The 16601-nt window shown below is 53.0% G+C and carries 17 protein-coding genes; 8 read left to right on the top strand and 9 right to left on the bottom strand.

Annotated features, from left to right (window positions below):
- Positions 1 to 3 precede the first annotated feature (3 nt).
- Complete coding sequence (locus QXG22_05205; GenBank protein MEM0359383.1) at positions 4 to 888, bottom strand: MMPL family transporter; 885 nt, start codon at positions 886 to 888, stop codon at positions 4 to 6.
- A gap of 77 nt (positions 889 to 965) precedes the next feature.
- Between QXG22_05205 and QXG22_05200 the strand changes: the two genes are divergently transcribed.
- On the top strand, positions 966 to 1724 hold the full coding sequence (locus tag QXG22_05200) for a tRNA (adenine-N1)-methyltransferase (GenBank protein MEM0359382.1): 759 nt from the start codon (positions 966 to 968) through the stop codon (positions 1722 to 1724).
- Here QXG22_05200 and QXG22_05195 read toward each other — a convergent pair.
- From QXG22_05195 to QXG22_05180, 4 genes are read right to left on the bottom strand one after another with little or no spacing between them, the layout of a single operon-like run.
- Entirely contained in the window at positions 1701 to 2129 is a 429-nt protein-coding gene (locus tag QXG22_05195) for a Zn-ribbon domain-containing OB-fold protein (GenBank protein ID MEM0359381.1), read from the bottom strand. The two genes, QXG22_05200 and QXG22_05195, sit on opposite strands and share 24 nt — an antisense overlap.
- 1 nt (position 2130) lies before the next feature.
- A complete protein-coding gene (locus tag QXG22_05190) occupies positions 2131 to 3291 on the bottom strand; it encodes a thiolase domain-containing protein (protein ID MEM0359380.1) in 1161 nt (386 codons plus the stop codon).
- On the bottom strand, positions 3292 to 4338 hold the full coding sequence (locus tag QXG22_05185; GenBank protein MEM0359379.1) for a hydroxymethylglutaryl-CoA synthase: 1047 nt from the start codon (positions 4336 to 4338) through the stop codon (positions 3292 to 3294).
- 37 nt (positions 4339 to 4375) lie between these two features.
- Positions 4376 to 5104: a helix-turn-helix domain-containing protein gene (locus QXG22_05180; GenBank protein MEM0359378.1), complete on the bottom strand. Its 729-nt coding sequence runs from the start codon at positions 5102 to 5104 to the stop codon at positions 4376 to 4378.
- An 81-nt stretch (positions 5105 to 5185) separates the two neighbouring features.
- Here QXG22_05180 and QXG22_05175 point away from each other — a divergent pair, with 81 nt between their 5' ends.
- The 3 genes from QXG22_05175 to QXG22_05165 all read left to right on the top strand — a co-directional run bounded on the left by QXG22_05175 (position 5186) and on the right by QXG22_05165 (position 8442).
- The gene (locus QXG22_05175) at positions 5186 to 6403 is read left to right on the top strand and encodes a methionine adenosyltransferase (protein ID MEM0359377.1); all 1218 of its coding nucleotides are present in this window, start codon (positions 5186 to 5188) and stop codon (positions 6401 to 6403) included.
- A gap of 6 nt (positions 6404 to 6409) precedes the next feature.
- The gene (gene tgtA, locus QXG22_05170) at positions 6410 to 7903 is read left to right on the top strand and encodes a tRNA guanosine(15) transglycosylase TgtA (protein ID MEM0359376.1); all 1494 of its coding nucleotides are present in this window, start codon (positions 6410 to 6412) and stop codon (positions 7901 to 7903) included.
- Between the two features lie 86 nt (positions 7904 to 7989).
- Entirely contained in the window at positions 7990 to 8442 is a 453-nt protein-coding gene (locus tag QXG22_05165; protein MEM0359375.1) for an Lrp/AsnC family transcriptional regulator, read from the top strand.
- Here QXG22_05165 and prf1 read toward each other — a convergent pair.
- Together prf1 and QXG22_05155 are read right to left on the bottom strand one after the other, a co-directional pair.
- Positions 8426 to 9676, bottom strand: coding sequence for a peptide chain release factor aRF-1 (gene prf1 / locus QXG22_05160; protein MEM0359374.1), 1251 nt, complete (start codon positions 9674 to 9676; stop codon positions 8426 to 8428). The genes QXG22_05165 and prf1 overlap by 17 nt on opposite strands.
- Before the next feature lie 131 nt (positions 9677 to 9807).
- Positions 9808 to 10104: a zinc ribbon domain-containing protein gene (locus tag QXG22_05155; protein ID MEM0359373.1), complete on the bottom strand. Its 297-nt coding sequence runs from the start codon at positions 10102 to 10104 to the stop codon at positions 9808 to 9810.
- 269 nt (positions 10105 to 10373) lie between these two features.
- Here QXG22_05155 and pyrH point away from each other — a divergent pair, with 269 nt between their 5' ends.
- Both pyrH and QXG22_05145 read left to right on the top strand, forming a co-directional pair.
- Positions 10374 to 11072, top strand: coding sequence for a UMP kinase (gene pyrH, locus QXG22_05150; GenBank protein ID MEM0359372.1), 699 nt, complete (start codon positions 10374 to 10376; stop codon positions 11070 to 11072).
- A gap of 4 nt (positions 11073 to 11076) precedes the next feature.
- The gene (locus QXG22_05145; protein ID MEM0359371.1) at positions 11077 to 11268 is read left to right on the top strand and encodes a DUF2116 family Zn-ribbon domain-containing protein; all 192 of its coding nucleotides are present in this window, start codon (positions 11077 to 11079) and stop codon (positions 11266 to 11268) included.
- An 11-nt stretch (positions 11269 to 11279) separates the two neighbouring features.
- Here QXG22_05145 and QXG22_05140 read toward each other — a convergent pair whose 3' ends face one another.
- Positions 11280 to 13937 carry a valine--tRNA ligase gene (locus QXG22_05140; protein MEM0359370.1) on the bottom strand — a complete coding sequence of 886 codons (2658 nt, stop codon included), beginning with the start codon at positions 13935 to 13937 and terminating at the stop codon, positions 11280 to 11282.
- 84 nt (positions 13938 to 14021) lie between these two features.
- Here QXG22_05140 and QXG22_05135 point away from each other — a divergent pair, with 84 nt between their 5' ends.
- Positions 14022 to 14279 carry an Lrp/AsnC ligand binding domain-containing protein gene (locus tag QXG22_05135; GenBank protein ID MEM0359369.1) on the top strand — a complete coding sequence of 86 codons (258 nt, stop codon included), beginning with the start codon at positions 14022 to 14024 and terminating at the stop codon, positions 14277 to 14279.
- A gap of 36 nt (positions 14280 to 14315) precedes the next feature.
- Complete coding sequence (locus QXG22_05130) at positions 14316 to 15029, top strand: metallophosphoesterase (GenBank protein ID MEM0359368.1); 714 nt, start codon at positions 14316 to 14318, stop codon at positions 15027 to 15029.
- Here QXG22_05130 and QXG22_05125 read toward each other — a convergent pair.
- Positions 15022 to 16536, bottom strand: a complete 1515-nt coding sequence (locus tag QXG22_05125) for a hypothetical protein (protein ID MEM0359367.1) — start codon at positions 16534 to 16536, stop codon at positions 15022 to 15024. The two genes, QXG22_05130 and QXG22_05125, sit on opposite strands and share 8 nt — an antisense overlap.
- Between the last annotated feature and the right edge of the window lie 65 nt (positions 16537 to 16601).

Here is a 16601-nt window from a genome sequence, read left to right as displayed (position 1 = left end):
TCCCTAAAAAGCGACAGGCACCTCCCTCCTCTCCCTTTTTCTCAACACTAAGGCGGCGTTGAGGAACCAGGTGTTCACCGCATCAAAAACCATGCCCGTCAGGAGGGGGAAGGTCAGTTCATCCACGAGTTTGGAAGTGGTGAAGAGATTCACAAAAAGGAGGACCAAAAAGGTGGTCCCGTTCACCAGTAGTCCCGTCCTCATGGCGGTGGCCGCCCTCTCCCTCGGACTTCCCCCCACTCCCTTCTCCACCGCCGTCACCAGCAAAACGTTGGTATCATCGGAGTATCCCAAGAGCATGAGGAGACCTGCCATCGATCCTATGCTCAGTTCCACCCCCAAAAGGGACATGCATCCCAGGGCATCGAAGACATTCAGCCAAACCGTTCCCACGATTCCTCCTCCCGCCCTGAGACTCCTGAAGTTCAGGAAAACTATCAAGATCATGAAGAGGGGAGCCACGAGGAGGGCATTCCTGGCCTGTTTCTTGGAAAGACTGGTCAGGATGGAACCCATATTGTAAACTACGACTTGGTTCTCGCTTATCCCCAGCTCATCGGCCAGGGCCCTCCTGAGGTTCTCCCTTACCTCTTGCGGTAAGTCCATGTTGTCCGCTTCTATGTCCAGCCCGTAGAGACCACCGTAGGAAGTGAGCTTCACCTCCACCTTTCCCCCCAGCAATCCCTCCACCGTCCCCTTCACTTCCGCCAATGCTGGATAGCCCTCCATTCCCCTCACCTGAATGAGGGTACCTCCCCTGAAATCTCTGCTCAGGGGTATTCCACGCACCAAAAGGCAGCAGAGGAAAAAAAGGGCCAAAAGTAGGGGAGGAAGGAGCATCTTCCGCGTACTCCAGTGATGCAGATGATAGGTGGGATCCAACCTCAAGGTCTCTCCGCTCCCTTCTTCCGGCTTCCTTAAAAAGACTCCATCGAGGATAAAATATTCCATTCACATCTAACTCAGTGGGAGTGAAAGAGGGAGAGAGGGTAATCCTCCTCGACGAGAGGGGAAAGAAGTACCTGGTGAGAGCGGAGAGAAAACTTCTCCACACGGATCTGGGTCTCCTCAACCTAGCCGAACTGTTGGAGGTACCTTTCGGGGGGAGGATAAGAAGTCACACGGGAAGGGAGTTCGTGGTATTGAAACCCAGGATGAGTGACTTCCTCCAAAAGATGCGTCGCCTTCCCCAGGTGGTACTCCCGAAAGATGCCGCGCAAGTAGTGGCCCATACAGGAGTGGGTCCGGGGGACTTGGTAGTGGATGGAGGAACGGGCTCGGGGGCCTTGGCCCTCTTTTTGGGGAACTTGGTTAGACCCCATGGAAAGGTAGTGAGCTATGAAATAAGGGAAGACTTCGCCGAAGTGGCTAAAGAAAATGTCAAACTGGCCGGTCTCGAGGGAATAGTGGAGGTGAAACTAAAAGACATGAGGGAGGGAATAGAGGAAAGGGAGGTGGACCTGATAACCCTGGACCTCCCCTATCCAGAGGAGGTTCTTCCTCACGCAGAGGAAGCCCTCAAACCCGGAGGTTATTTGGCCGTCTTCACCCCCACCATCGAACAGGTCCAGCGTCTCTACCCTAGGCTCAGAAGGGGAAAATTCGCGGAACTGAAGACACTGGAATGTCTCGTCAGGGAATGGGAAGTGAGAGAAGGATGCACCAGACCCAGTACGAGGATGCTGGCCCACACCTCCTACCTAACCCTTGCCAGAAGGATCTGAGGCTTCCTTTTTCCTCACCAACCTGGCTTTGAATCCATAGTAGATGATTCCCTCCTCCCCTTCCTCTTTTATCTTCCTGAAAACCATTTCCACTTCATCCCCTATCTTCACTTCTTCTCCATTACAGTCCGTTATTTGCGCCATTACCCTGGGCCCCTCCTCCAGTTCGATGATGGCCAACACGTAGGGAATTTGGTCCTTGAAATCCCTAGGTCCAGCATAAACCGTGGTGAAGGAATAGACCCTTCCCCTCCCGCTGAGCTTGAAAGGCTCCAGATGTCCCACCCTCCTACAGTTCGGACAGATGGCCCTAGGTGGGAAGAAGATCTTTTCACAATGGCCGCACTTGGTCCCTATCAACGTGTACCTGTTGGGTATCTCCCTCCAGAATCTTGGAACGTGCATCTCATCTCCTCCTGAAGATATGTACCACCGCTGTTCCCCCGCTCCCACCCACGTTATGCGTTAAACCTACCTCTGCCTTTTTGACTTGTCTCTTTCCTGCCTCGCCCCTCAGCTGGAGGACTATCTCCACCGCCTGGGCAATTCCCGTGGCCCCTATTGGATGACCCCTTCCTTCCAAACCACCTCCGGGATTAATGGGCAAGGAACCATCTATGGCCGTTATTCCCTCCTCGGTGATCTTTCCACCCTCACCCTTCTCACAGAAGCCCAAATCCTCCACCGCAATGATTTCGGAGATGGTGGTGCTGTCATGGACTTCGGCCAAATCCACCTGTTTGGGTTCAATCCTCGCCATCCTGTAAGCTCTCTTGGCAGCTTCCCTAGTCGCCTTCAGGCTCACGAGGGATTCCCTGTCTGCCAAGGCAATGGTATCACTTGCCTGTCCACTTCCCGCTATCTCCACGGGGGTATCCGTGTATTTCCTGGCTTCTTCCAGGGGAACGAGTACCAAGCAGGCGGCCCCGTCGGTAATGGAAGCACACTCCAACATTTTGAGGGGAGAGGAGACGACGGGGGATTGTAAAACCCTTTCAACCGTAAGCTCTACGTGATGTTGGGCATAGGCATTGAGACAGGCGTTGTGATGGTTCTTGACCGCAACCAAGGCCATCTGCTCTTCCGTGGTCCCGAATTCGTACATGTGTCTTCTCGCCATCAGGGCAAAAAGGGAGGGAAAAGTGGCACCCATGAAGGCTTCCCACTCCTGATCGGAAACCGTCGCCAGGGCCTCCTGTCCTGCTTCCGTTATCACATCCGTCATCTTCTCTATTCCGGCGGCTACCACTACATCGTGGATTCCCGAGGCCACCGCTATCATGGCCTCCCTGAGAGCCAAGCCCCCCGAAGCGCAAGCCGCTTCCACCCTCGTACATGGAACGGGTGCCAATCCGGAATAATCTGCTATTAGGGAAGCGATATGTTCCTGCTGTATGAACTGTCCAGCCGACATGTTCCCCACATATATGGCATCGATCTCCTCACCTGAGATTCCCGCATCCTCCAGTGCCCTGGTACCTGCCTCTATGATCATCTGTCTGAAGGAAGTATCCCATAGCTCTCCGAATCTCGTTTGCCCCACACCCACAATGGCAACCCTTCTCATTCATCTCACCAATTTCCTCGTGAACTTGCAGTAAGTGGCATAGTCTATGTAGACTTTCTCCTGGAGATAATCTGAGACCTTAGGGGCCAGGTTCCTCTTCTCCTCTATTCCCTCCTCCACTATTAGGCTGAAGGCATCGCTACCCGCCCCCGAACCATAGGAAACCGCAAGGATTCTCTCACCCTCCTTCGCTTCATCCAAGATGGCCGCCAGTCCCAGCATGGTGGATCCAGAGTAGGTGTTTCCTATTTTGGGGGAGAGAAGACCCGTTTTTATCTGGTTCATGGAAAACCCAAGCTCCCTTGCCACCTCTACCGGGAACCTACCATTGGGCTGATGGAAAACTGCGTGATCGAAATCCCTAGGAGTAAGACCAAGCTTTCTCAGCAAACCTTGGGCGGCAGAGAGGGTATGCTTGAAATAGCCCGGTCTTCCAGTGAATCTCCCCCCATGCTTGGGATAAGGTCTCATCTCCCTCCTCCAGAAGTCGGGGGTATCCGTGGTATAGGAATAGGTGGCCTCGATGGATGCTATAGCCTCCCCATCTAGCTTTCCCACGAGGAAGGCCGCCCCTCCGGCTGCGGCTGCATATTCCAATGGGTCACCTGGGCTGCTCTGGGCGGTGTCGGCCCCTATGGCCATCCCATATTTTATCATCCCGGCCTCCACCATGCCCATGCAGGTCTGTATTCCTGCCGTTCCGGCCTTGCAAGCAAACTCGAAGTCTGCGGCCGTCATTTCCGGAGTGGCACCTATCGCCTCGGCGACGATGGTGGCCGTAGGTTTCACGGCATATGGGTGGGACTCCGAACCCACATAGATTGCCCCCACGGAGGAAGGACTTATCCCTCCCCTCTTCAGGGCGTTCTTAGCCGCCTCCACGGAAATGGTCACCGTATCCTCATCCGGTCCAGCCACCGCCTTCTCCTCCACTCCCAAACCCCTCTTCATTTGCTTGGGGTCTGCTCCCCACATCCTGGCTATCTCCTCTACTTTGATCCTATACCTCGGAATGTAGACCCCGTATCCCACTATCCCTACTCCCATCGACCTCAACTCCCCCAATCCTTGTTTCCAATTAAACTTATCTGAGGTCTTCCCCCAACTTGTTCAACCTGAGGAGGAGTTCCTCCACCGAAGGGAGTCCGGAGAGAACGAGGGGAACCCTCAGCTCCTGCGCGAGCTTCACCCCTAGAGGATCCACTCTCCTTAGGCTTCCATGCAGGACCACCATGCCAGGCGTGATGCCTATCACCTTTATGGCCACCATGGGAGTCCTGCCCGTCGTCACACCCGTGAAGATCAGAGCTCTTTCCGAAGTCAGCCCATACAGTTGTTTGAACTCTTCTGCCGAGAGCTTCAGGGCTGCTTTGTAGCTATCGATAACAGTGAAGCCGAAAAGACTTCTGGAGAGGAGTTGCGGATTTGCCACCGTCCTTCCCCTCACCGTTCTGCTCAGGGTCCTTCCATCAACGGGTTTCCTGAATTCCTTAAGGCCAAGGATGACGTCCGAGGGGAAATGGACGCTGAGGACCCTGCGCAGGGCTGAAAGCGTCTTCCCTCCCCTTTCCTCATCCAACCTCAAAAGGGCCTCCACGATCTTTTTAACCGTTGAAATCCCTGGAGATTTCCTTCTACCGCTCTCGTAATCACTTATCTGAGAGGAAGAAACCCCCAATGCCTCCGCCAATGCCTTCTGGCTAAGGTTAAAAACCTCCCTCCATCTCTTAAGGGCCTCGTCTGGCCTATCCGAAAGGGTGATGTCCCCCGCTATTTGTTTGGCTATTCTTTCCCTTTCCTGATCCGCTATCATCTTAACATCAAGGTAAGCTTAAAATTAATTCTAATCGGGGGAAGGGAAAGCTTTAAGGATGTAAAAGATACCTCTTCAGCGGTGTACTTGGCGCGGGAACTCATCGTGGAGGAACTCAACCAAACTCCCGTGGAGAAACAGGGGCTGGAAATCGTTGAGAGGAAGGGCTTGGGGCATCCCGACACCATTTGCGACCTCATCTTCGATAGGGTAGCGGTAGAGCTGGACAGGGAGTATAGGAAAAGGGTAGGGGAAACCCTACACTTCAATGTGGACAAATCCCTCTTAGTAGCAGGAGAAGTTCAGACGAGGTTTGGAGGGGGGGAGATCAAAAAGCCCATGCTGTTGGTCTTCGGGGACAGGGCCACCTCCAAGGTGGACGAGGTGGAGATCCCAGTCGCCGAAATAGCGGTAAGAACGGCCAAAGAATGGTTCTCCCAAAACCTCCGCTTCGTTTCTCCGGAAAGGCATGTAAAATACCAGGTAGAGATCAGGTCAGGTTCCGCTTCCCTCACGGATCTTTTCAAGAGAAAGACGAAAGTGATGGGCGCCAACGATACCTCTGCGGCTGTAGGGTATGCTCCCCTCTCTAGGCTCGAAAGGTTGGTGCTGGAACTGGAGAAATACGCAAATTCCCCTTCCTTCAAGAAAACTTATCCCGAATCCGGAGAGGACATAAAGGTGATGGGGGTGAGGAGGGGGGAAGATGTTCATCTCACGATAGGAATGGCCTTCGTAGACAGGTTCGTAAGGGACGAAGAAGACTACTTCAGGAAAAAGGCCGAAATCCTGGAAGAACTAGAACGCTTCGTTAAGGAGAGGTTTGACTTCAAGGGGGTGAAGGTCGATCTAAACACCCTCGATGTCAGGGGAAGAGGGGAGAGTGGAGTCTACCTCACGGTTTTGGGAACTAGCGCGGATGGAGCGGACTCGGGACAGGTGGGTAGGGGAAACAGGTCCAATGGGGTAATACCCCTCACCAGACCGATGGGTTCCGAGGCCGCTGCCGGGAAAAATCCGGTCAGTCACGTGGGAAAGATTTACAACCTGCTCACCCACGTCATAGCCAAAAAAATCCATGAAGAGGTGCCTGGAATAGCCGAAGTATACGTTTGGTTGGTGAGTCAAATAGGGAGACCCATAGACCAACCCTCGGTAGCGCTGGCCAGGGTACTCTTGGAAAAAGGGACGAAGATGGAAGAGGTGAGGAAGGAAGTTCTGGAGAGAATGGAATGGGCACTGGACCATATCTCCGATTTCTGCCAAACCCTGGCCGAAGGTAAAATGGGGATCTGCTAATCCCCGATGCCCGAAGAAACCTTCTCCATCATCCACAAGGAGGGACTCGGAAGACTGGGTAGGCTCTGGACGAGACACGGGACGGTTTTAACCCCTACCCTCCTTCCCGTGCTGGATCCCTTCGACTTGGTACTCACACCCAACGAGATAAGGAAGGAATTCGGGGAACCCCTGATGATGACCAATGCCTACTTCCTCAAGAAGAAGTTTGGGAGGGGTAAAAAGATCCAAGAGATGCTGGGATATGAGGGACCCATAGCCACGGATTCGGGGGGCTACCAAATCCTGAGGTATGGGGAGATAGATGCCGATCCGGACGAAATCGTGAAATATCAGGAGGAGATAGGCTCGGACATAGCCGTCATCTTAGATGTTCCCACCGGTGCCAGGGCTTCCAAGGAACAGGCGAGGGAAACCGTGAAGATAACGGTGGAAAGAGCCAGGAGGACCCTAAAGATGAGATCGGATCCTGAGATCCTCTGGTGCGCTCCCGTACAAGGGGGGAAACACCTAGAACTCGTGGCGGAGTGTGCCAAAGCAGTGGGTTCCTTGGACTACCAAATGCACGCCGTGGGGAGCCCCGTGGAATTCTTGGAAGGCTACGAATACGCGGAGTTAGTGGATCTGGTAATGACCGCAAAACAGAACCTTCCCCTCGACAGGCCCTTGCACCTTTTCGGGGCTGGGCATCCCTCCGTACTCCCCTTACTGGTTCTCATGGGGTGCGATACCTTTGATTCCGCCTCCTATATTCTCTATGCCAAGGATGGAAGATACCTGACGAGGGAAAGGACCCTCAACTTGGAGGAACTCTCCTTTTTGCCCTGCGAGTGTCCTATCTGTTCTTCCCAAACCCCGGAAGATCTCAGGGAAAAACCTGAAGAAGAAAGGGTGAAAGAACTGGCAAGACACAACCTCTACGTCCTCTTTGGGGAAGTTCGAAGGATCAGGCAAGCCCTGGTCGATGGAAGGTTGTGGGAATACACGGAGCTCAGGTGCAGGTCGCATCCAAGACTGCTCGAGGGATTCAGGAGATTCCTCGACTACGTGGAATTTGTGGAAAGATTCGATCCCCTCACCAAACCCTCCGCCTTTTTCTATTTGGGTATGGAGAGCTTCAAAAGACCGGAGGTTCTAAGGCATGAAAGAAGGATGGAAGAATACGAGCCGCCTTCCCTCCCAGAACTCCTCCTTCTTCCTTGCTTCGAGAGGAAGGAAGTGAAGAGGGGGGAAGGAGTGCACCTGGTGAGGATCCTTCCACCCTTCGGAGTGGTACCCGAGGAACTGGAAGAACTCTATCCGCTGGGACAGGTGGTGGCACCGAGGAAACTGGAAAAAGAAGAGATAGAAAGGATGTGTCTTTCCCTCTCGCGCTATCTCGAAAAACACGGGAGAAAATATCGGAGGATCGTCCTCCTCAACGACAGGAAAAGGTGGGGGGATCGCTTGAAGGAAATATGTCTCAACTCCGGACTGAAAGTGGAAATAGTGGAGACCTAATCCATCTTTTGAAATATTCCATGGTTTGGGATAAACGTGGAGAGAAAAACAACGGATAAATAAAATCTCCAGAAAAGAAAATTCGCATGAACAGAATAGATGCCACGGACCTCAAGCTCATCAAACTCCTCAACGAGAACGCGAAAAAGACCCTGAAAGAATTGAGCAGAGAGATGGGCCTGAGCATTTCTGCCGTGAAGAAGAGACTGGAAAAACTCGAGAGGTTGCAGGTGATAAAGAAATACACCGTGTTGGTGGATTGTAAGAAACTGGGTCTCGGCCTGACCGCCTTTCTGAGATTGGAGGTGAATCCCAAGGACCTGAGGAGCCTCACCCAGCGTCTTTCCCATTACAAGGAAGTGTGTGAGGTACACAGGATCACTGGAAACCACAACCTCTTGGTGAAGATAAGGGCCAAGGACATTCCTTCCCTGAACAAATTCTTGGAAAATCTAATGAATTCTTCGGAAATGGTGAAGGAAATGGAGACCTTGGTAGCCATCGAAAGCTTCAAAGAGACTCCTAACCCTGTACTCTGAATCTCAGGAGGGCTCCTATCCCACCGAAGCTCTCGTGGAGCTGCTTTCCCTCATCCGTTTCGGTGGAGATGAACTCCACCCGCGAACCGAATTTCTCCGCGATTTCCATGAGTTCCCGCACCACGTCTTGGGCTTCTTGAACGGAAAGCCTGAGCTCCCCACAGAAAGGACAGTTCCTTCCCTGCAGCTGCTTCTGATAGAAATCCAGATTGTTCGTGGTTTCTTGAAAAGTTTTTCCGCAGGCCCCACATCTCACTTTAACCCTCACCTTCCTGAGTTTCTCCGAGAGGAGCAGGACCTCCACCGCTCCCGCTTCCAGCTGCTTCCTCACCTCTTCCTCCCCATAAGTGATGGGCACATCTGGAGAGACCAATCCCATCATGAACTTCTTCATCAAGGATTTTTCTTTAGCGATCTCAAGCTCCTTCAGCACCTCCTCCGCCCTATCCAACAGCTCCTTCGCACCATATTCATCCGTGTAACCGGTGTCCAAAACAGCCACCACCTTTTTGGCCAAATCCGGGGGAAGAAGCTCGGCCTTCAGGAATTCTTCCTTGGTGGGTCCAGGTCCCCCTATGATGATGCACTTTAACTCAGGGAATTTCCCAAAGGCCTGAGTGGCAGCTTCGGCCACCCTTTTCATGTACTCGTGCATGGCATACTCCCTTATCCTTTCAAACCTCCTAGCCGACTGTCCACCCCTCGAGTGCTTCCCCCAAACCCCAGAGTAGAGGTGGTCCAACACTTCCAAATGTTTTCCCTTGAGCAGGGCTATGGTAGCCTCTTTTCCGTCAAGCGTGATGAGTCCCACCAGCTCCTTCGGCTCCAGCATCTGTTTGAGGGGCTCGAGCACAAAACGCTGATCACAGCGGTAAAGGCGGATCGGGACGGGTTCCGGAGGCTCTATCCAGTAGAGCTGGATGTCGGGATTGTCCTCCCTTCCCGCCACGTTTCCGGCGAAAATCACCATACCGTTCGGTGGGGTAGCCCTGTTGGTTTCCATGTAGGTGCGGAGAAACTGTATTACCCTTTCCAATGCCCCGAGCACGTTTTTTCTCGTGGTTTTGGACTTGATGTTCTCTGCCGTTCCCTGTTCCTCCCTCAGCTGGGCCATTACCTTGCTCAAGTCATAGCCCGGAGGGATGTAAACGGAAATGAGTTCCGTCCCTCTCCCGGACTTCCCCTCCAACTCCTCCAGCAAACGCTTGAACTGGTAGAGGGATTTCTCGGACATCTCCCTTAACTCTTTTTTGCACGCTTAAGAAGGGTTCTGAGCTACGTAGTCCTGGATAGACTTGCGCAGCTCTTGGGGTTCACCAGCCTGGGACCCCTCACGAGTTCATAGGAACCCTCATCGGCCTCCCCTCAGGGTGAACGCTCCAGGCCTTCATCAGCCCGTTGAAGAGCTTCCTGCCCGGAGAAAGCTCCCTCCATCTGAAGGTACAGGTTTATGGCAGCGTTGAGCTGCCTATCGATCCTTAACCCGCATCCCCTGCATTCGTATTTCGCTCCCTTCGGAGCATTGATCATCCCACATCTGGAGCACCTTCTGCTCGTATTCCCCGGAGAGAAAAGTCGTTGGCTTATGGATGAAGTCTCTGCCCTGTATGCCTGCTTAATAGCCGAGTCGACGTAGTGCTTTGGGTAGGTCCAATCCTTCATCAACGGATCCCTCAGATAATGGTTCTTGAACGCTCCATCTTTGGGTATGATCGGAAGGATCTGCGTTCCCCAGATCCACCGAATTTCTCAACCCACCCAATCCTATCCCATATCTCGTCTATCGCCCTCCGGAGCATCAGCCCATACGCTTCCAGAAACTCTAAAACTCTGTAGCCATGCTCGATGTTATACGTAACCCGATATGGGCTGTTTGGCACTTCAACTATCTCTATCAGAGATGTTGCAGCTTATGTCTATTTATTTTAAAAATGCTGCAAAGGCATGTGAGAATCACCCTGAACTTCGGCGGTTCCGTGCTCTCTCCCCACTGGCCAGATGTGGAGAATTTGAAGCTTGCAGCGAAGGTGGTGAGGGAACTGGTGGAAAGAAAACATGAAGTACTGGTGGTGGTTGGAGGAGGGGAACCCGCCAGAAAATACATACAGGCTGGGAAGGAACTGGGTGGAACGGAAGTGCTCCTCCATGAACTCGGAATAGAAATCACGCGCCTCAATGCACGCCTGCTTGCCATGGCCCTGGGGGACCTCTCCGAACCTTCTCCTCCCACCACCTTCAGGGAAGCCTCCCAACTGATGCTGAGGGGAAAGGTTCCCGTAATGGGGGGGACAGTACCAGGACATACCACCGATGCCGTTGCCGCCATGGCCGCGAAAGCCACCAATTCTTCCTTGCTCCTCTTCGTGACGGATGTGGATGGAGTTTATACCTCCGATCCCAAGCTGGACCCCACTGCCAAAAAGCTCGATAGGATTGGTACAAAAGAACTCCTCGAACTGGTGGGGACAAAAGTATCACCTGGCATGAGAACTATTTTGGATCCCGTGGCCGTGAAGCTCCTCCAGCAGCTAAGGATAAGGACTTTGGTAATAGGAAAGAAAGAAATCCCTAGGATACCCCTCATAGTGGAGGGAGGAGAACACTCTGGAACGGAAATCTTAACGGGGTGAAAAGATGGTGGAAGACCACAGACACTGCCTTTCCTGTGGAAAGGCGGTGGAAAGGGATAAACTTTTCTGTTCATCTTCCTGTGAAGAGCTCTTCAAGAAACAGCAGGAGAGAATGAGGAAGGCTAGAACTTTCTCCCTCTTGCTACTCTTCCTCCTCCTCTTCCTCCTTGTGGCTCTTTCCCTCCTCCCCGGATGACTTAAAAGGGACTAGGGGGACGAATCACGCCTGCCCTTGATGACCATCAACAGCTCAGGCTCCTGTAACCCGATTACCTCCACACCTTCTCCACGGTAAAAAACCTCTTTCCTGATCCTCACATCCCCGGGACCGAGTTCTATCCTTTCCCCATCGAGTTCCACCGTGACTGGGCCACTTTCCAGCCTTTTAGCCACCTCCCTACCATGTTCCCTGAGGTATTCCACGAGCCTTCCTATCTTGGAGCGGAGCTTGGGTCCCAGCCTAGAGGGGTCCGGTTCCACGGACACCACTCTTTCCTCCAGCTCTGGTTTCTCGGAGGAGAGGTAGAGTCTCTTCAAGTGGGCCGTGGCCACCAAATCCTCTTCCACCTCCTTGAGCCTCTCGAGCACCGGGGGAGAGGCGTAAATCCTCACCTCTTCCAGTTCCCTGTTGAGGGGGATACCGCGGGAGGATTTGAACCGGCGTAGAAGGCCCAGCACGGAATGAAGGAGCTCTGCCGTCTTCTCCGCCTCCTCGTCCACCCTCTCCTTTTCTGGGGAAGGCCATGGGGCGAGATGGACGCTTTCGTAACCCTCGTCCCTCAGGTAGGTCTGGTAGATTTCTTCCGTGAGATGGGGAATGAAGGGGGCGAGGAGTCTGCATACTTTGGAGATCACTTCTCTCAACACATATCTCACCTCTTCGGAACGATCGCTGTAAAGTCGGTGCTTGATTTCCTCTATGTAGAGATCGCAGAATTCGTGCCAGACGAAGGACTGGAGGGAGATGAGGGCCTGATTGAACTGGAAGTCCTCCAGCAAGGAGGTAACCCTCTCCACCAGTTTCTGAAGCCTACTCAGGATCCACCTGTCCACCGTCCTCAGGTTGAGCCCCTCCGGCCCCCTGACATCCCTTAGGTGAGGACCCGCAAACCTGACGGCGTTCCAAAGCTTTTGTAAGAACCTGTAACCGTGTATCACTTCCTTCCAAGAAAAGGGAACATCGGACCCGGTGGAGGCCGCCAGCACGCTCCACTGTCTGAGGGCATCGGCTCCGTATTTTCCGTAGACTGAGGAGGTCTCGATGAAATTGCCCAAAGACTTGGACATCTTTCTGCCATCCTCCCCAAAGACCATCCCGTTGATGAGAACCGTTCGGTAAGGGGTTTCACCGAGTAGAGCGAGATGTCTGACCAAAAGGTAATAATCCCAAGTCCTTATGATGTCCGTTCCGTTCGGTTGAAGATCCGCGGGAAAGAGCCTGCGGTCGAGTTCTGGCCATCCCGCATGAACGGCGATGGTGATGGAGCTGTCCATCCAAGTATCCAAGACATCCCTTTCCCCTTCGAATTCCTCACCTCCACACTTCGGACATCTCCCCCTAGGTTTGTCCTTGAGCGGGTTCACGGGTAATTGATCCTCCTCCGCCACCAAGGGTTCACCACATCCCTTGCAGTACCAGACGGGGATGGGGGTGGCGAAGATCCTCTGCCTAGAAATCACCCAATCCCAATCCATCGAATTGGCCCAATCCACCAAACGCTGTCCCATGTACTCTGGTACCCACCTAACCTTCTTCGCCTCCTCCACTACCTTCTCCTTCAAATCCAGAACCCTCATGAACCACTGTCTTTTCGTCAGGATCTCCACGGGTGTCTTACACCTCCAACAAACCCCTACGCTCTGCCGGAGGTTTTCCTCCCTGAGCAGCTTTCCCTCCTTCCTGAGGTCCTCCAAGATGGCCTTCCTCGCCTCCTCCACGCTCAACCCTGCATATTTTCCCGCCTCCTCCGTCATCCTTCCCCTCTCATCCAACAACCTTATCACTGGAAGGCCGTGTCTTGCCACCCATTTCACGTCGGTCTTATCCCCATAGGTACAGATCATCACAATACCGGTACCGAAGTTTGGATCCACCTCTGGGTCCTGAATAACCTCCACCTTCCTCCCACAAGCAGGAACTTCCACCCTCTTCCCCACGTATTGTCTATACCTCCCATCATCCGGATGGACTGCAACGGCCACACAAGCGGGCAAGTATTCTGGGCGGGTGGTGGCTATGATCAGCTCTCCACCCTCCTCCAGCGAAAACTTCAGGTAATTCAACTTCCCCTCCTTTTCCTCATATTCCACCTCTGCATCGGCTATGGCTGTCTCGCATCTAGGGCACCAGTTGACGGGATGTTCACCCCGATAGATCCTCCCCTGTTTGTAGAGTTTCACGAAGGAGAGCTGAGTCCTCCAAAAATAGGAGGGATCCATCGTCCTGTACTCCCTCGTCCAGTCTATGGAAAAGCCCAAAGAACGCATCTCCTTTCTCATCTTCTCTATGTTTTCCTCGGTGAGCTTCACACAGAGTTCCCTGAACTTCTCTGGTGGAAGATCACCCTTTCTTATCCCATATTTCTTTTCCACCTGAACTTCCGTGGGAAGACCATGGCAATCCCAGCCTTGGGGAAAGAGCACGTTGAAGCCCCTCATGCGTTTGTACCTGGCCACGATATCCATGTAGGTCCAGTTTAAAGCCGTACCCAAATGGAATTCTCCACTTGGATAGGGGGGAGGGGTATCTATCACGTAGGTGGGTGCTTTGCTCTGGGGATCGAACCTGTAGATCCCCTTCTCCTCCCACCATTTCTGCCACTTTTCCTCCACCCTTCTAGGATCGTACTCTTTTGATTGCTGCATCTTTACCTGCATAAACATCGAAATAAAAAAAGGTTGGGAAAGGGAGTCCCTATAAAAGCCTCAAATTACAAAAAAGAAAGGTAGATGAGCGCCGATTCCTCTCCAGCAGGAAGATCCTACGTGCTGGTGGAAGTGGAACCCGGAAAGGAGGAATATGTGATACCGCAACTACGCAAAATGCCCAACGTAACCATGGTGGACTTCGTACATGGTGATTACGATGTGGTCTGCGTGCTGGAGGGTCCCGTGAGGGATGTGGACAGAACCGTCATCGAAATAAGAAGGATTCCCTATATTCGTAGGACCGTGACCCTCACGGCTTTTAGAGCCAGGCTAAAGTGAGTCGATCAAAAAGCGCGAGAGCAAGGGTGGGAGAGCTTGGGGATTAGAATTGCTGCTGCCGGAGACATTCATTCCCCCAAATACCTCGACCTCTTCAGTGAGGCTCTAAAGAGGATGGGAAAGGTAGATCTCTTTTTGCTGGCAGGAGACCTCGTATACAAAAACGACCACACTCAGCTCCCTCCCCTCTTAGAAATCCTAAGGAAGTTCCATCGGGGGGAAGTCTTGGCCTGTTTTGGGAACGAGGAATACCTTCAAGACAGACAAAAATACTTGGCGCTGGATCTTCGCTGGATAGAGAGTGAAGCCGTGGTGCTGGAAATGGGGGGGACCAGAATAGGTGTAGTAGGCTCGCAGGGATCCCTCTCCCGTCCCACTTACTGGCAACGCACTCATCTTTCCGGAATCTCCAAGATTTACGCCGAGAGAGTGAAGTTGCTCGACAGGTTGTTGGGGGAGCTCGATACGGACATCAAGGTGGTCCTCACCCACTATGCCCCCACTTTTGTCACTCTGAAAGGAGAGAACCAAGACTCCTGGCCTGAGATGGGGAACAAAAAACTGGAGGAGGTAATAGAGAAAAGACAGCCCGACCTCTGGATCCATGCACATGCACACAAGTCCTCGGTGCTAGAAGTTTCTTTGGGCAGGACGCTTGTGGTCAACGTTTCCCTTCCCGCTAGGAAAGAAATTTACGTGACGGATCTCCCACGGAAGAGCGGACTTGATACCTTTCTGGCAGTTAGGTGAGAAAACTCAAGAAGGCCCCACCACCTATTGTACCCAGGGTAAACATCGAAAGGGAGAGGGGAAGACCGGAAGCGAAAAGGGTTCCCCTTTCCGTTCCTTCCATTTCTGAAAGGAGGTGGAGGAGGAAAAGGGTAAGGATCAGCTGGTAGCTACCAAGTAAGAAGAGGAGAAGGGGAGGGGGAAGGAAGCTGGGTAAGAAACCCATTCCCCTCTTCCAGAGAACGGAGTACATCTGACAGGTCAAGGAGATGATCAGGGGTGAAAAGAAGAGGGCCATAGAACGCATGGAAGAAGAAATCTCCGCCAGTTCCTGCCTCCCCCAACGCTCTACCTCCCTCAACTTTCTCAAATGGGAAGAAAGCTGCAGGGCTGCCTCTCCAGTCGCCCTCTCGCTGCGTTCTGCCAACCCGAGAAGGAGGAAAAGAGTACCCTTTACTAGCCTAGAAGGTGAATCCTCCCATCTCTCCCAAAGCTTCCCCCTGTTCTCGCTTGCCCTTCTCAATGCTTCCTCCATCGGTCTGCCTTCCCTCAACCTACTTCCCAGCTCTTGTAGGAATCCTGGAAAATCCTCCTCCATTTCCAGCGAGCGGAGGTGTTCTCCCCCATCCCGCTTGGAGAGGAAGTAGAGGGAAAGGAGGAGGACTACCAACCAAAGAAAACCCAACACCCCTGGCTCGGAGGGGGGAAGCGAACGGAAGAGGGGAAAGAGAAGGGGGAGGGGTAAAAGGAAGAAGAATATTCCAGCCGACGGCGAATCGTGTGGAGATGAGAAGAGGGGACGCTTGGAAAGAATCCAAGAGCTCAGGAGATAGAGTGTTGAAGGAAGAAGAAAGCCGTAGAGCATGACTAGAGGGAGGGGACTGGAAAGGAGACCCGTGGAACCCAAAACCGGAACCAAGGTGAGGAGACAAAGGGGGAGCACTACCCCGAAGGAATAGAGGAGGAAAAGGGGAAGCTTCACCCACCCCAGAAAACTCCTCAACCTCTCCCTCACTTCTTCGAGAGAAGTTTCCAGCGCCTGCTCCAAGGCCTTTCTCCTGTCTTCCTCCCCCATCTTCACCGAAGCTAGGAGGAGGGGAAGAGGCTTGGAGAGCTCTGGGGGATTTCCCCACCTCTCCGAGAACCTTCTAAGGACTTCCTCCGCCCCCTTATGAATCCCCAGAAAAAAATTGGAGAGTTCCCTCTTCAGTTCTGGTCCCATCTTCCCCTCCGCATTTTCCGCTGCAAAGGACACGGCTACTTCCAAGTTGGGATTCAAGAGGAGGGAAGAAGAAAGGGCACACAGGAGCCTGGGTACTTCCCCCCTTCCCCTCTCCCTTTCCTTCTCCATCTGCCTAATGGGGTGGGTCCTAACCCACCAATAAACCAAGGGAGGAAGAAGGAGGAGGGGGAGGAACTTCGGGGAAAGGAGTAAGAGAAGGAAAAGGGGAAGCAGGGAAAGGAGGGAGGAAAGGAGGGCAAAAGCCTTCACTTCCCCCATCCCTATTTCCCACCTTAGGAACCTCAAACTCTCTTCCAATTCAGTATCTTCCTTCCACCGCTTACCCAACCACTTGCCTGCCCATCTGCAAG

Source organism: Candidatus Hadarchaeales archaeon (genome assembly GCA_038736355.1).
Classification (GTDB): Archaea; Hadarchaeota; Hadarchaeia; order Hadarchaeales; family WYZ-LMO6; genus WYZ-LMO6.
This window is presented reverse-complemented; position numbering and strand designations above follow the sequence as displayed.